13 protein-coding genes and 1 pseudogene are annotated in these 14398 nt (G+C 70.0%); 3 read left to right on the top strand and 11 right to left on the bottom strand.

Annotated elements, in window-relative coordinates; genetic code table 11:
* Positions 1-18: 18 nt before the first annotated feature.
* The 4 genes from J7U37_RS20450 to J7U37_RS20435 all read right to left on the bottom strand — a co-directional run bounded on the left by J7U37_RS20450 (position 19) and on the right by J7U37_RS20435 (position 4981).
* The gene (locus tag J7U37_RS20450) at positions 19-1788 is read right to left on the bottom strand and encodes an iron ABC transporter permease (protein ID WP_247636905.1); all 1770 of its coding nucleotides are present in this window, start codon (positions 1786-1788) and stop codon (positions 19-21) included.
* 253 nt (positions 1789-2041) lie between these two features.
* Positions 2042-3052: an extracellular solute-binding protein gene (locus J7U37_RS20445; protein ID WP_247636917.1), complete on the bottom strand. Its 1011-nt coding sequence runs from the start codon at positions 3050-3052 to the stop codon at positions 2042-2044.
* 148 nt (positions 3053-3200) lie between these two features.
* Positions 3201-4277 (bottom strand): ABC transporter ATP-binding protein, encoded by a 1077-nt coding sequence (locus J7U37_RS20440; RefSeq protein WP_247636904.1) that lies wholly within the window; start codon positions 4275-4277, stop codon positions 3201-3203.
* Positions 4274-4981 (bottom strand): alpha/beta hydrolase, encoded by a 708-nt coding sequence (locus tag J7U37_RS20435; protein WP_247636903.1) that lies wholly within the window; start codon positions 4979-4981, stop codon positions 4274-4276. Before J7U37_RS20435 ends, J7U37_RS20440 begins: the two co-directional genes overlap by 4 nt.
* A 96-nt stretch (positions 4982-5077) precedes the next feature.
* On the opposite strand from J7U37_RS20435, the gene J7U37_RS20430 reads away from it, so the two are divergent.
* On the top strand, positions 5078-7324 hold the full coding sequence (locus J7U37_RS20430; RefSeq protein ID WP_247636902.1) for a primosomal protein N': 2247 nt from the start codon (positions 5078-5080) through the stop codon (positions 7322-7324).
* Between the two features lie 53 nt (positions 7325-7377).
* Positions 7378-7737, top strand: coding sequence for an STAS/SEC14 domain-containing protein (locus tag J7U37_RS20425; protein ID WP_056181699.1), 360 nt, complete (start codon positions 7378-7380; stop codon positions 7735-7737).
* A 276-nt stretch (positions 7738-8013) separates the two neighbouring features.
* Here J7U37_RS20425 and J7U37_RS20420 read toward each other — a convergent pair whose 3' ends face one another.
* From J7U37_RS20420 to J7U37_RS20390, 7 genes and pseudogenes are all read right to left on the bottom strand, one after another.
* Positions 8014-8409 (bottom strand): hypothetical protein, encoded by a 396-nt coding sequence (locus J7U37_RS20420; protein ID WP_056181702.1) that lies wholly within the window; start codon positions 8407-8409, stop codon positions 8014-8016.
* Positions 8410-8607: 198 nt separating this feature from the next.
* Positions 8608-9609: an asparaginase gene (locus J7U37_RS20415; RefSeq protein ID WP_247636901.1), complete on the bottom strand. Its 1002-nt coding sequence runs from the start codon at positions 9607-9609 to the stop codon at positions 8608-8610.
* 13 nt (positions 9610-9622) lie between these two features.
* Positions 9623-9829: a Trm112 family protein gene (locus J7U37_RS20410; protein ID WP_056181705.1), complete on the bottom strand. Its 207-nt coding sequence runs from the start codon at positions 9827-9829 to the stop codon at positions 9623-9625.
* A gap of 27 nt (positions 9830-9856) precedes the next feature.
* Positions 9857-10525 (bottom strand): LON peptidase substrate-binding domain-containing protein, encoded by a 669-nt coding sequence (locus J7U37_RS20405; protein ID WP_056181708.1) that lies wholly within the window; start codon positions 10523-10525, stop codon positions 9857-9859.
* Positions 10526-10553: 28 nt separating this feature from the next.
* Positions 10554-11447 (bottom strand): thioredoxin, encoded by an 894-nt coding sequence (gene trxA, locus J7U37_RS20400; protein WP_056181989.1) that lies wholly within the window; start codon positions 11445-11447, stop codon positions 10554-10556.
* A 160-nt stretch (positions 11448-11607) separates the two neighbouring features.
* Complete coding sequence (locus J7U37_RS20395) at positions 11608-12093, bottom strand: hypothetical protein (protein WP_056181992.1); 486 nt, start codon at positions 12091-12093, stop codon at positions 11608-11610.
* 64 nt (positions 12094-12157) lie between these two features.
* A pseudogene (locus J7U37_RS20390) lies at positions 12158-12589 on the bottom strand (glutathione S-transferase C-terminal domain-containing protein); the annotation flags it as partial.
* A gap of 46 nt (positions 12590-12635) precedes the next feature.
* On the opposite strand from J7U37_RS20390, the gene J7U37_RS20385 reads away from it, so the two are divergent.
* The gene (locus J7U37_RS20385; RefSeq protein WP_348773009.1) at positions 12636-14387 is read left to right on the top strand and encodes a recombinase family protein; all 1752 of its coding nucleotides are present in this window, start codon (positions 12636-12638) and stop codon (positions 14385-14387) included.
* Positions 14388-14398: the final 11 nt, after the last annotated feature.

Raw genomic sequence — 14398 nt, 5'->3', positions numbered from 1 at the left:
ACCGAGGGCCTTCTAGGGCTATGGGCGCAGCGGCGTCAAGCGCTGATCGGCAGGTTCTGTCGCGGGCCCGGCGGGTTTGACCCAGGCTCCGGCGCGTTCCGGCCCGGCCTCGGGGCGCGGGGTCCCGAGCCGGAGAAGGATCACCACCGGCACGAGCCCGACGGCGACGATGAGCAGGGCCGCCACGGTGCCGTCCTCGTAGGTGCCGCGTGCCGCCTCGCCGTAGAGGTGGGTCGCGAGGGTCTCGACGTTGAGAGGGCGCAGCAGCAGGGTGGCGGGCAATTCCTTGACGCAATCGACGAAGACCAGGAGGGCCCCGCTGAGCACGGCCGGCCAGGCCAGGGGGAACTGCACCCGCCACAGGGTGGCGCCGGGGCCGCGCCCGAGCATCCGCCCGGCATCGGGCAGGCTGCGGGGCACGCGGGCCAGCCCGGCCTCGCAGGTGCCGATGCTGACCGCGAGGAAGCGTACGAGGTAGGCCGTGACCAGGGCGCCGCCGGTGCCGAGGCCGATCAGCGCCGGGGCGATGCCGAAGAGCTGCGTGGTGCCGGCCGAGAGGGCCGTGTCGGCGAGCGCCAGGGGGCCGAGCAGGCCGATGGCCAGGATCGCGCCCGGCAGGGCATAGCCGAGGCTCGCCACCCGGATCAGCGCCTCGCCCCAGCGGCGCGCCACGAGGCGCGGGCCGGCCGCCACCACGAAGCCGAGGGCGGCCGCCAGGAGCGTGGCGATTCCCGCATACAGCAGGGTGTAGCCGATCTCGGGCAGGATCGTCTCGGGCAGGCCGCTGCGCAGCACCCGCCGGAGGGCGGCATGGACGAGGTAGCTCGCGGGAATCGCGAAGCCGATCGCCACGGGCACGAGCCCGAGGGCCAGGGCGGCCCAGGCGCGTGGCCCCGACAGCCGCTGCCGGGCGAGCCGGCGCGGGCGCTGAGCGGTGCCGGCGAAGCCCCGGCCCGACCGGGCCCAGCGCTCCACCGCCACCAGGGCCACCACCGCCACCAGCATGACCAGGGCGATCTGGGCCGCGCCGGCGAGATCCGAGCGGTTGACCCAGGTGGCATAGACCTGGACCGTGAGGGTGCGGACGCCGAGGAATTCCGCCGCCCCGATGTCGTTGAGGGCCTCCATCAGGGCGAGGCTCGCCCCGAGCGCGATGGCCGGGCGCGCCATCGGCAGGGCGACGCGCAGGAAGGTCCCGGAGGGCGAGCGCCCGAGCATCCGCGCCGCCTCGATGAGGTTGGCGGCCTGCATCAGGAACAGCGCCCGGGTCGGCAGGTAGACGTAGGGGTAGAGCACGAAGCCGAGGAGCAGGATGCAGCCGGGCAGCGAGCGGATCTCCGGCAGCACGAGGTCGCGCGGGCGGGCATAGCCCAGGAGATCGCGCAGGGTGGTCTGGACCGGTCCGATCGGGTGCAGCAGGTCGAGATACGCGAAGGCGACGATGTAGGTCGGCACCGCCATCGGCAGCAGCAATCCGGCCTCGAGCAGGCGCCGCCCGGGGAAGTCGTAGGCCGCCACCAGCCAAGCCGATCCGGCCCCGAGGGCGATCACCAGCACGCCGACCCCGGCGAGCAGCAGGGCGGTGTCGCGCAGCGCCTGCGGCAGCACGTGGGCGACGAGATGGGGCCACAGGGCCCCGCCCGCCGCGTCACCGGCGCCCTCTCCGGCCGCCACCATGAGGGCGACGACCGGACTCAGCACCAACACGCATAACGCCAGCCCGGCGGCGCCCCAGGCGAGGCCGCGTGCGTTGCGGGTGAACGAGAGGGCGGGGGCGGCCCCGGTCATGCGGGTCTCGAATGCGTCTGCGATGGATCGGCCGAACGTGTGGGCGCTTCTCCCGCAGGGACCGGCCCGCTCGCACGCCGTGAAGGCGTTGCGCCCGTCCCTCTCCCCTCTGCGGGAGAGGGTGGCCCGCGTCAGCGGGTCGGGTGAGGGGCGCGACATGCCCGGAGAGGGCTTCCCCTCTGGCGGGACTTCGTCTCGGCCCGCCTGCGGCGCAGGCCCCCTCCCCCGCGGAAGGGGGAGGGTTGGAGCGCCCTCAATTGTCGAAGCCGACCTTGTCGAGGAGGAGGCTCGCCGCCTTGCGGTTGCGGGCGATCTCCACCAGGGGCACGGAATCGATGGTCAGCGGGCCGAGCGCCGTGAGCAGCGGGTCGATCGGGGCGCCGGCCTTCACCGGGTACTCGTAATCGGCCTTGGCGTAGAGGCCCTGGGCCTCGTCGGAGACGAGGTATTCCAGGAGCTTGACCGCCTCGTCGCGGTTGGGCGCGGTCTTGGACACCACCGCGCCCGAGATGTTCACATGGGTGCCGCCGCCCACGAAGGTGGGCATCACCACCTTGATGCCGTCGCCCCATTTCTGCTGCTCGGGTCCGCCGCGGCCGGAGCGCATCAGGCCGACATAGTAGGAGTTGCCGAGGCCGATCTGGCAGGTGTCGGCGAGGATGTCGCGAGCGACGTCGCGGTCGCCGCCGGCCGGCTTGCGGGCGAGATTGGCCTTGAGGGCGCGCAGCCACGCCTCGGTCTTCTCGGGTCCGTGCTTGACGAGGTAATGGGCGATCAGCGCCGTGTTGTAGGGGTGCTGGCCCGAGCGCAGGCACAGGCCGCCCTTCCAGTTCGGATCGGCCAGTCCCTCGTAGGTCATGGCCGTGAGATCGGAGAGGTCCTTGTCGGCGTAGAGCACGCGGGCGCGCATCGACAGGGCGAACCAGCGCCCCTCGGCGTCGCGCAGGGTGGCGGGCACCGCCGCCTCCAGCACGCCGGAGCGCACCGGCTGGGCGAGGTCGCGGTCGACGAGGTCGATGAGGTTGCCGACATCGACGGTCATCAGCACGTCGGCCTTGGCGCGGGCGCCCTCGGCGGCCACGCGCTCGGCGAGGCCCTTCTCGACGAAGACGGTGTTGACGGTGATGCCGCTCTTGGCCGTGAAGGCGTCGAGCAGAGGCCGGATCAGGCCGGGCTCGCGGGTGGTGTAGAGGTTCACCTCCGCGGCCGAGGCCGTGCCCATCACGGTCGCCAGCATCAGCCCCGCGAACCCGATCACCCGCATCCCGCCCGCCATCGCCGATACCCTCTCCGCTGAACCCGACGGGTGTTCAGAAGCATCGCGGCGAAAAAAGCAAGGATGATGTCTTAGACTTAAACCAATTCCAAACAACAGGCGCAGACTAGGCGCCGGGACAGGCGCGGATCGTCTTTTAATCCCGTTCGTCGCCAAAAATAAAACCGCTCTCCGGCGCGACGGTGAGGCCGACCCGGTCGCCGGGCTGCCGGGAATCCGCGTCGGGCACGGGCAGCCGCAGGGGCTCGGCGAAGCCCTCGACAGCCAGAGTCAGGAGCGCATGCGCTCCGAGGAAGCGGCGCCCGGTCACCACCGCGTCGAGGCCCGCCCCCGCTGCGCCGAGGCGCAGGGCTTCCGGGCGCAGGCAGTAGCGCAGGGCCGTCCCCTCGGCCCGTCCCGGCGCCGGCACCGGCCCGAACGGTGTCGCCAGGGCGCCCGCGCGGCAGGGGCCCGCCCAGGCGATCAGGTCGCCGAAGAAGCGCGCGGCGAAGTGGCTCCCGGGGCGCTCGTAGAGGTCGCGCCCGGTGCCGACCTGCACGATGCGGCCCCGGCGCATCAGGGCGATGCGGTCGGAAAATCCCAGGGCCTCCTCGGGATCGTGGGTGACCAGGAGCGTGGTGGTGCCGCTGGCGCGCAGCACCGCGAGGGTGTCGTCGCGGACCCGGTCGCGGGTGCGCCGGTCGAGATTCGAGAACGGCTCGTCGAGGAGGAGGATGCGCGGTCCCGGCGCCAGCGCGCGGGCGAGCGCGACGCGCTGGCTCTCGCCCCCCGACAGGGTGCCCGGATAGCTGTTGGACCGGTCGGCGAGGCCGACCTGCTCCAAGCGCGCCGCCGCGAGGACGCGGGCCTCGGCGGCGGACCGGGCATGCAGGCCGAAGCGGACGTTCTCGGCCACCGTCAGGTGGGGGAACAGCGCATAGTCCTGGAACATCAGCCCGACGCCGCGCGCCTCCGGCGGAACGCCGCGGCCGCCCTCGCTGACCACCGTGCCGTCGAGGCGGATGGTGCCGGTGTCCGGCTGCTCCAGCCCCGCGATGGCCCGCAGGAGCGTGCTCTTGCCGCAGCCGGAATCGCCCAGCAGCGCCAGGATCTCGCCGGGCTGCACCTGGAGCGAGACGTCGGCGAGCGCCCGCACCGCGCCGAAGCGCAGGCCGATGCCGCGCAGATCGAGGCGCGGCGGCGTGGGGGCGGGCTGGGGCGCATCGAAGCTCATGCGAGCCTTGTGTCACCGCGGGCCGACGGCGAAAACCCTCCGGTCCGCAGGAAGCGGAGGGTCTCGGCGATGACCGCGGGGTTGCGCATCATCAGGCCGTGGCTGGCATGCAACGTGATGTGGTCGGCCATGCCCGCGACCCGCGTGCGCTGGACGGTGACCCGGCCGTCATTGGCAGCCCGCAGCATCAGCCACGATTCCACGGGATAGAGCGTGCGGTCGCCCGCGATGACTCCCAATGGATAGTCGATGGCGCCGAGGAGGTCGCGGAGGCGATCGTCCGGCCGGGTCGTCAACTGGGCTCCGGCCGGACCGAAGAAGCGCCGGTAGGCGCGAAAGCCGTGGAGCCGGTCGGCGACCTCGCTCCCGCCGTTCGGCGGCCCCAGCATCACCACTCGTCCGAGATTGGCCGGCCGCTGCGTGTGGAGCCACGCCCGGGCGAGGAGGCCACCCATCGAGTGGGTGACCACGTGCAGGGTCCGCACCCGGGCGGCGAAGGCGGCTGCGAGTGGTCCGATGACCGTCACGAGATCGCCGAGACCGGCTGTGCGGGAGGGATAGTCGAGGTTCAGCGTCGCGAACCCGGCCGCGCGAAACGTACCCTCCAGCCGGGTCATGGAGGCGGCCCGCCGGGCGAGGCCGTGTAGGAGCAGCACCCCCTCGAGGTCCGCATCGCCGGGCGCCGATCGTCCGGGTTCGTCCATCCTGGTGCACCTCCTCGCCACGATCGGCTGCGCAGCGGTCGCGCATTGCCACCAGGATGCTTATATTCCGGTTATGTTCCATCAAAGCCCCGCCCGATGCCCTGCATCGCCGAGATCCTGATCCCGCTGGCGCTCGACAGCGCCTACAGCTACGCCGTTCCGGCCGGGCTCGATCTGGCGGTCGGCGAGGTCGTGCAGATTCCCCTCGGCCCCCGCGAGACCGTGGGCGTCGTCTGGGGCGTGCGCCAGAGCCCCGGCGGCTCGAACCTGCGCCCGGTGACCGGCCGGCTCGACGTGCCGGCCTTGCCGGACGCCCTGCGGGAACTGGTCGACTGGCTCGCCCGCTACACCCTGGCGCCGAAGGGCTCGGCCCTGGCCATGGCCCTGCGCCTGCCCGACGAATCGGCCCTGACCGAGACCGTGCGGGTCGGCGTGCGGGCCTCCGGCAAGGCCCCGGCGCGGCCGACCGCCGCCCGCACCAAGGTGCTCGCCGTGGCGGCGGACGGGACGCTGCGCGGCAAGAGCGCGCTCGCCAAGGAGGCGGGGGTCTCCTTGAGCGTGGTCGACGGCCTGATCGATGACGGCGCCCTGGAGGCGCTCGCCCTGGCCCCCGAGCCGGTCGCCCTGCCGCCGGACCCGGACCATGCCCGGGTGCCGCTCTCCGAGGCGCAGGAGGCGGCGGTGCGCCACCTCGTGGCGCTGATGAACCCCGCTCCGGCCGCGCCGGCGGCGACGGACGCGATCGGCGATCCCCTGCCGGCGGACGGCAAGGTCGCGCCACCCGGCGTGGAGCACAAGGCGCCGACCGTGCTGCTGGAGGGCGTCACCGGCTCGGGCAAGACCGAGGTGTATTTCGAGGCGGTGGCCGATTGCGTCCGGCGCGGCCATCAGGCGCTGATCCTGATGCCCGAGATCGCCCTGACGGCGCAGTTCCTCGACCGTTTCGCCGAGCGCTTCGGCGTACGCCCGGCGACCTGGCATTCGGGCGTCGGGGGCAAGCGCCGCGAGCGCATCCGCGCCGGGGTCACGGCGGGCGAGATCGCCGTGGTGGTGGGCGCCCGCTCGGCCCTGTTCCTGCCCTTCGCCGATCTCGGCCTGATCGTGGTCGATGAGGAGCACGAGGCCGCCTACAAGCAGGAGGACGGGGTGCATTACCACGCCCGCGACATGGCGGTGGTGCGCGGGCGCATCGAGAACTGCCCGGTGGTGCTGGCCTCCGCCACCCCGTCGATCGAGACCCGGGTCAATGCCGAGCGCGGGCGCTACCTCCGGGTCGCCCTGCCCGAGCGCTTCGGCGGCCGGCGCCTGCCCGACATCGCCGCCATCGACATGCGCGCCGACAAGCCCGAGCGCGGCCGCTTCATCGCCCCGGCCCTGGTGGCGGCGGTGCGCGAGACCGTGGATTCGGGCGACCAGGCCCTGCTGTTCCTCAACCGGCGCGGCTACGCGCCCCTCACCCTGTGCCGGGCCTGCGGCCACCGCTACCAGTGCCGCAACTGCTCGACCTGGCTGGTGGAGCACCGCTTCCGCCGGGCCCTGGTCTGCCACCAGTGCGGCTATGCCGAGCGGCGCCCGGATTCCTGCTCGGAATGCGGCACCTTCGACAATCTCACCCCCTGCGGCCCCGGCGTGGAGCGCATCGCCGAGGAGGTCGCCGAGCTCTTTCCCGACAAGCGCGTCATCGTGCTGTCGAGCGACTTTCCCGGCGGGGCCGAGCGCCTGCGGGCCGAACTCCAGACCGTGGCGGAGGGCGGCTGCGACATCGTCATCGGCACGCAGCTCGTGGCCAAGGGCCACAACTTCCCGCACCTGACCCTGGTGGGCGTCCTCGACGCCGATATCGGGCTGACCTCCGGCGACCCGCGCGCGGCCGAGCGCACCTTCCAGCTGCTGCAGCAGGTCACCGGCCGGGCCGGGCGCGGTGAGAAGCCGGGCCGCGCCCTGTTGCAGACCTACCAGCCCGACCACCCGGTGATCGCCGCGCTGCTGTCGGGGGATTCGGAGCGCTTCTACGAGGAGGAGATCGGCGCCCGCGAAGCCGCGGGGCTGCCGCCCTTCGGCCGGCTGGCCGCCCTGATCGTCTCGGCCAACGAGCGCGACGTGGCCGAGGCGCACGGGCAGGCGCTGGCCCGCGCCGCCGAGCCGCCGGAGGGCGTGATGGTGCTGGGGCCGGCCGAGGCGCCCCTGGCGCTGATCCGCGGGCGCTACCGCTTCCGGCTGCTGGTAAAGACCGAGCGCGCCGTCGATTTGCAGACCTACCTGCGCGAATGGCTGGCACGCGGCCCGAAGATTCGCGGCAACGTGAAGGTCGCCATCGACGTGGACCCGCAGAGTTTCCTATAACGCTGGCGCGACGTTCGCTTGGGTAGCGTTCGATCCCCTGAGGAGTGCCCCACGTGCTGACCTACACCAAGAAGCCGGATTCGAGCGTCGCCGAGATCGTGGTCGACGGACAGATCACCGATGCGGACATGAACACCGTCATCACCGCCATGCAGGCCGACCTCGACAAGGGCGGCAAGATCAAGCTCCTGGAAGACGTCCGTGAGTTCAAGGGCATGGAGCCGGCCGCGTTCTTCAAGGACCCGCGCTTCGGCCTCGCCATGATGAAGGGCGTCAGCCACGTCGCCCTGGTGACCGACGCCTCCTGGCTGCGGATGATCGCCGACACCTTCGGCAAGGTTTCCCCGGCCCAGATCAAGACCTTCGACCGCGCGCATATCGAAGAAGCGCGCCAGTGGCTCGCCGCCGCCTGAGGGGCTGAATCGATTTCTGGGGACCAAATCCAGAGCGCCCGTCCCTCTCCCCCTTGTGGGGAGAGGTTCCCTTAGTGGGGAGAGGCTCGGGATGGTGGTGGTTGAGTGACCCTCAGCCGGTGGAGGCTGGCGGAGCCACCTCCAGCCTCCAACGCTTCCCCACACGTCCGACGGATCTCGGGCAGGCCCGGGATTCAATGAGGAGGAGGCCCACGTCGCGTTTCGAGATGCGCGAATCTGCTGTCACGGACGCGGCGCGGCGCACCGCCCGCGCGCTCAGTCCGCCTGCGCGGTCCGCGTCGTCTGGCGGCGGGCGGTCCAGCGGCCCGAGCAGAGCGAGGAGACCTTCCAGGTGCCACCGCCGCTCTGCGACTGGAGGCGGCCCGAGATGGCGCCCGAGGCGGTGCCGTTGGAGACGTTGAGGCCGACCGTGCCGTCGGGGCCGACGCGGCCGCTCACGCTGGCCGAACCGGAGGCCGACGCGAGGCGCACGGCCCCCTCCTGCACCGACACCGCGTAGGTATAGCGGCTGTCGCAGACCATACCGGTCTCGGTCACGAGTTCGACCGACCACGCTCCGTTGAAGTTTCCGCCGTCACGCGCGGCGGCCGGGATCATCGCGGGCGAGGACAGGCCGGCTCCGAGCGCCAGAACCACCACGAATTTGGTCATGCATCATCCTTCGGCAAACAGCGCCCGTGCGTGGCGCGGCCGCAAGGCGGCACGCCGACGTTCCAAGCAGACGATCGATTGAGAGTGCGTCGAGCATACCCGCCGAAGCGGCAAGATTGTGACAGACGCCGCAATCCCATGACGAGACGTATGTCTCAAACTGCCTGAACAGAGCACAACAGGCCGAAAGCCTGGCCTTTATCGATCGTAATACAGCTGCAAAGCTTCCCGATCGCGGGTGATCGGGAGGGCGAGCAGCGCCAACACGCGGGCCTTGTCCGGCGAGAGGTCGTCGGCGAAGACGGCGCCGGCCGCCCGAAGCGTGCTGCCGCCGCCCTTGAAGCCATAGACCGGGAGCGCCCGGCCATGAGGCACCTGGCTCGCCACCACGATCATGACCCCGGCGGCGATCGCCTCCACCACTGCGTCGTGGAGGGCCTCGTTGACATTGCCGAAGCCGTAGGCGGCGATCACCACGCCCTCGGCGCCATCCGCCACCGCGTGGCGGAGTTGGCGCCCGTCGCTGCCCGCCGCCATGGCCACCAGCGCGACCCGCGCGAGCCGGTCCGGCAGCGGCAGGGTCTGGCGGCGCAGGGACTGGCGGGTGAACACCACCCGGTCCGGATCGACATGGCCGAGGAAGCCGGCCTCGCCGGAGTTGAAGGTCTCGACGTTGTGGGTGTGGGTCTTCCGCACGTCGCGGGCGGCGTTGATGTTGTGGTTGAGCGTGACCGTGACGCCCATGCGACCTGCGCCCGGGGCCAGGATCTGGCGCACGGCGCTGAGGAGGTTGCGCGCGCCGTCGGCATCGGCATCCGACGCGTTGCGCTGGGCGCCGACCATGACCACCGGCTTGTCGCTCTTGAGCGTCAGGTCGAGGAAGTACGCGGTCTGGTCGAGGGTGTCGGTGCCGTGCAGGACGATGGCGCCGGCGATCTCCGGCCGGTCGAGCAGCCCCGCCACCGCGCGGCTGAGGTCCGGCCACAGGGCCGGGCCCATATAGGCGCTCGGCACGTTGGCGAATTCCACCACCTCGATCGCGGCCCAATCGGCGAGACCCGGCACCGCGGCGGCGAGATCGGCCCCGGTCAGGGCCGGGACCGGCGCCCCCGTGACGGGATCGTTCCGCATCGCGATGGTGCCGCCGGTGGCGACGATGGCGATGGTGGGTCGCCCTGCTCTGACGGAGCGCTCGGCCATGATACGGCGCCGGTTAGTCGGTGAGCGCGCGCGCCTCTTCCGGCAGCATGATCGGGATGCCGTCGCGGATCGGGTAGGCGAGGCGGGCGGAGCGGCTGACCAGCTCCTGCCGGGCGGCATCGTATTCCAGGGTGGTCTTCGTCAGCGGGCAGACGAGAAGCTCGAGGAGCTTGGGGTCGACGCGTGTGGCCTCGACGGGGCTCGGGGTGTCATCGGCCATCTGGGGCGTATCCTTCGCGGGAGAAAACTACTGGAGCGTGGGCTCGGAGCCCGACCCGCGCACCAACTCCATTTCGGTCACCGCGATCAAGACCTCGGCCCGGGTCTTGAGGTCGGCGGCCTCCAGCATGGCCTGCTTCTCGCGGGCGCCGAACGGGCTCATCATGCAGAGCGCGTTGACCAGCGCCTCGTTGGGCGCCTCCTCGATGCCGGCCCAGTCGACCTTGAGGTCGTTGACCTCGACGAAATCGCGCAGGGCCTTCAGCACGCCCTCGCGGTCCACCGCCTCCTCGCCGGCGCGCGGCTCGAAATCGGAGGCGAAGTCGTCGTACGAGACCTGGCAGCGGCGGTAGCGCGTGGTGGTGGCCAGCTCGCTCTCCATTCGGAACCGGGCGATGCCGGTGAGCGAGATGAGATAGCGCCCGTCACCGGTCTCGGCGAACTGGGTGATCCGCCCGGCACAGCCGACGCGGAACAGCTTCGGGGTCATGGGCGACGCGCCGGCCTCCACGTCCGGCTGGATCATGCCGATGATCCGGTCGGTGCGCAGGGCATCGTCGATCATCGCGAGGTAGCGCGGCTCGAAGATATTGAGCGGCATCTGTCCGCGCGGCAGCAGCAGCGCACCGGGCAGGGGAAAGACCGGGATCACTCCGGGGCAGTCGGCCGGTCCCTTGTAGCCCGCATGCGTGCTCATCGCGTCCCCCCGCCGTTGCTTGGCTGCCTCACGCGAAGACCAGCGTCGACAAGCGCCGCCGCCCGCGAATCGAGGCCTTGTCCATGAGGCCCCAGGCCTCGAAGAACGTGAGCAGCTGCTTGCGCGCCGCGCCCTCGTTCCATGTCCGGTCCCGCCGCTCGATCTCGATCAGCTGGTCCACCGCCTCGTCGCGCATGTTGCGGCCGTTGAGGCCGAGCGCGAGGTCGAAGCGGGCCTGGAAATCGTTCGGATCGGCCTCGATCCGGGTCTGGAAGCTGCCGAGGTCGCCGAGCGCGGCGGCCTGCTCGGCCAGTTCGATCGCAGCGCGCACGCTGGCGAGCCCCGCATGGGAGGCCTTGTCGGCCGGCGCCATCTCGACCAGTTGCTTGGCGTTCTCGATATCGCCGGCGTCGAGCTGGATCTTGGCGAGCGCCGCGATCGCGTCGACGTTCTCGGGCTCCTCGGACAGAACGGCGGCGTAGAGCTGCGCGGCCTGGGCCACGTCGCCGGTGCCGAGAAGCGCCTCGGCCTCGGACATGGCCTGCTCGATCGGGCTCGGACCGGCCGGGCCGGCGAGGCGCGTGATGAACTCCTTGATCTGGGCTTCCGGCACGGCGCCCATGAAGCCGTCGACCGGCTGGCCCTTGTCGAAGGCGATCACGGCCGGGATCGACTGGATGCCGAGCTGGCCCGCGATCGAGGGATGCTCGTCGATGTTCATCTTGACGAGCTTCACCTGGCCTGCGGAGGCCGCCACCACCTTCTCCAGCACGGGCGCGAGCTGCTTGCACGGGCCGCACCACGGGGCCCAGAAATCGACCAGCACCGGCTGGTGCATCGATTCCGCGATGACGTCCTGGCGAAAGCTCGCCGTGGTCACATCCTTGGTGGGTTCGCCCGGCATCGGCGCATCGTTCAGCATCACGTCCTCGAGGCCTTGGTTTGGATCGATGGAGGGCCGGGTCTGTCCACCCATCGCCTCCCGCGTCAAGAGCAAGAGATGGGAACTCCGCGCGTCTGGACCAGAGCGGCAGCCTGCAGGCCCTGCCCCCGCCCCGACGACGCGCCCGGAGGCCGGGCCCTTAACGCGCCGGCGCGCTTCCGCCCGCCGTCTCGTCCGGCGCCTTGGTATCCGTCACGAAGACGCCCTGGTAGGTGCCCTTGGCGGCGTTCGCCTCGCAGGTGATCGCGGTCTTGCCCGGCTGCGGCGTGCTGAAGGCGCAGGAGCCGACCGCCACCAGGGGGCCCTGGACCACGCCGTCCTTCGTGGTCTCGCTCGGGATCACGAGGTTGATCGGCTGAAGCGGATCGGTCTCCTCGGTGCGCTCCTGCTGGGCGCCGTTGCCGCTGAAGCTGAGGGACCGGCCCTCGGCCGCGAAGTCGAAGCTCGTGCGGTTGCGCGAGACCGTGTTCATCAGCGTGTTCTTGCAGGTCGCCGACACGTCCTTGCCGGCGATCACGAGCTTCTCGCAGCGACCCTCGAGCTTGACGGCCGTCTGGGCGAAGGCGGGCGCGGCCGCGATCAGCGGCAGGGCGGCGAGGACGAGGCGGGCAGTCGAGAGCAGCATCATGACTCCGATGTAAGGCTGGGTTGCGATTCGTCGAGGGTCTGCGGCGGCGCGCCAGGTGCGCTCAGGCCGGGAAGCGCCGGGCGCGGTCGTTCGGCGCGTCGAAGTCGAGGGCCGGCCCGAGGGGCACGATGCCGGTCGGGTTGATGGTCGGGTGGCTCTCGTAATAATGGCGCTTGATGTGGGTGAGGTTCACCGTGCCGGCGACGCCCGGCAGCGCGTAGAGATCGCGCAGATAGTTCGACAGGTTGGGATAGTCGGCGATGCGCTGCCGGTTGCACTTGAAGTGCCCGACATAGACCGCATCGAACCGCACCAGGGTGGTGAAGAGGCGGATGTCGGCCTCCGTCAGCCGGCTGCCGCAGAGGTAGCGGGCGCCGTCGAGCCTTGCCTCCAGGGCGTCGAGTTCGGCGAACAGGGCGGTGAAGGCCTCGGCATAGGCATCCGGCTCGGTGGCGAAGCCCGCCTTGTAGACCCCGTTGTTGACGGCATCGTAGCAACCCCCGTGCGATTGCACATGCAGCAATCCGCGGAGTTTGGCAGTGGAGCACACACCCATAAAATCGGAGCATCTAGCGTACTCCTACATACGCATGAGCACGGAGAAGCAGATTACCGGCGACAGCCTTCGCCGCCAGTTGGACATGAGCCGGGAGTGGGCGGAACGACATAATGTCGCACTCGATGGCAGTCTGCGCGACATCGGCATCAGTGCGTTCAAGGGACGCAACCGCACCGACGGAGCGCTGGGTCGCTTTCTCGAAATGGTTGAACAGGGCCGCATCCGCAGGGGCAGTTACCTACTTGTGGAGAGCCTCGACAGGTTGTCGCGTGATCAGGTGCTGGAGGCGCTGAGCCTGTTCCTTGAGATCATCCGCGCGGGCATCACCATCGTCACCCTTGGCGATGACCAGATGTACAGCCAGGAGACGGTTGGTAACGACTGGAGCAAACTCATCATCTCGCTCACCATCATGGCCCGCGCGCACGAGGAAAGCCTGCGCAAGAGCCAGCGTATGGCGAAGTCCTACGAGGCGCGGCGTGCACAGTATGCGGAGGGCGGCTACGGCTTCACCCTCAGCGCGCCGGGTTGGATCGATGCCACCAAGGTGGGACGAGGCAAGTACGAGTTCGTGCTGAACGAGCATGCACCCACTGTGCGTCGTATCTTCGAGATGGCTGCCAGCGGCATGGGGCAGATGGCCATTGCCCAGGCGCTCAATGCTGAGGGCATCCCCCCGTTCAAACAGAGCAGCAGCGGTTGGTACTCGGGCATGGTTGGCCGAGTGATCAACGGCAGAGACACGCTGGGTGAGTTTCAGCCCAACAAGGAGGGTCCCAATCGGGTCAACATTCCGGTCGGCGAACCAATCCTCGGCTACTTCCCAGCGGTAGTGAGCCACGATCTATGGCAGCGGGCGCAGCAGCAGAAGCGCCCCTATCACGGCAGCGGTGGGCGCAAGGGCAGCCTGTTCAGCAACCTGTTCACCGGCATGTGTCGCTGCGAGCACTGCCGCGATGCCATGAACATGCACCACATCACGCGCAGGCGCGCCGAGGAATATGGCCTCCAGCACTACATCACCTGCGGCAACCGCAAGCGCGCACGCGGCTGCCCTCAGCCTGCAAAGTTGTTTCAGTACGATCCGCTGGAAGCAGCCATTCTGGACAACGTGCGTGAGTTTCGTCTCAGCGACGTGCTTCGGGAGCGGCAGGCTACGAACCCGCTGGATGCGCTCAACGAGCAGATTGCGGCGATCCGCCATCAGATCGAGGACATCCGCAAGCGCGAAGCACGGCTACTGGATCAGTTGGAGGAAGCCGACGGCGACACCGCCGAAATCAGGCAGCGTCTTGCACAGCGCAAGGCCCAACGAGCCGACTTGGAAACTGCCGTGGCTGGCTTGGAGCGCCAGAAGGCAGATGCTGAGATGACGCTGACCGCACAGAGCATCACGGAGGATGAAATCGACCGCATGCGCGCGGAGTGGAAAACGGCGGACAAGAGCACCGTGTACATGCTCCGCGCTCGCACCAACGCCGCACTGCGCACGTTCATCGACGCCATTACGTTCAACAGCGCGCACAACATGGTAACGGTGATTGTAATGAACGGCCTGCGTGCGTACAGGTTTGAGGACTACAAGTTATCCGGGCATTTCGATCTCACCAGCCAACTCGGTGACAGTGCGCTCGGGATGATCGACCCCATCTCGTTCACTGCGGATGGCATCACGGGCGCTTCTGTACCCGAGGAGGAAGAGCGGCTGAAACAACTGCTCAGCCGCTCGTAACGTTTAACTCC

Source organism: Methylobacterium sp. 37f (genome assembly GCF_023093475.1).
Lineage (GTDB): Bacteria > Pseudomonadota > Alphaproteobacteria > Rhizobiales > Beijerinckiaceae > Methylobacterium.
Note: the sequence above shows the minus strand (reverse complement) of the source record. Positions and strands in the feature narration are given on the sequence as shown.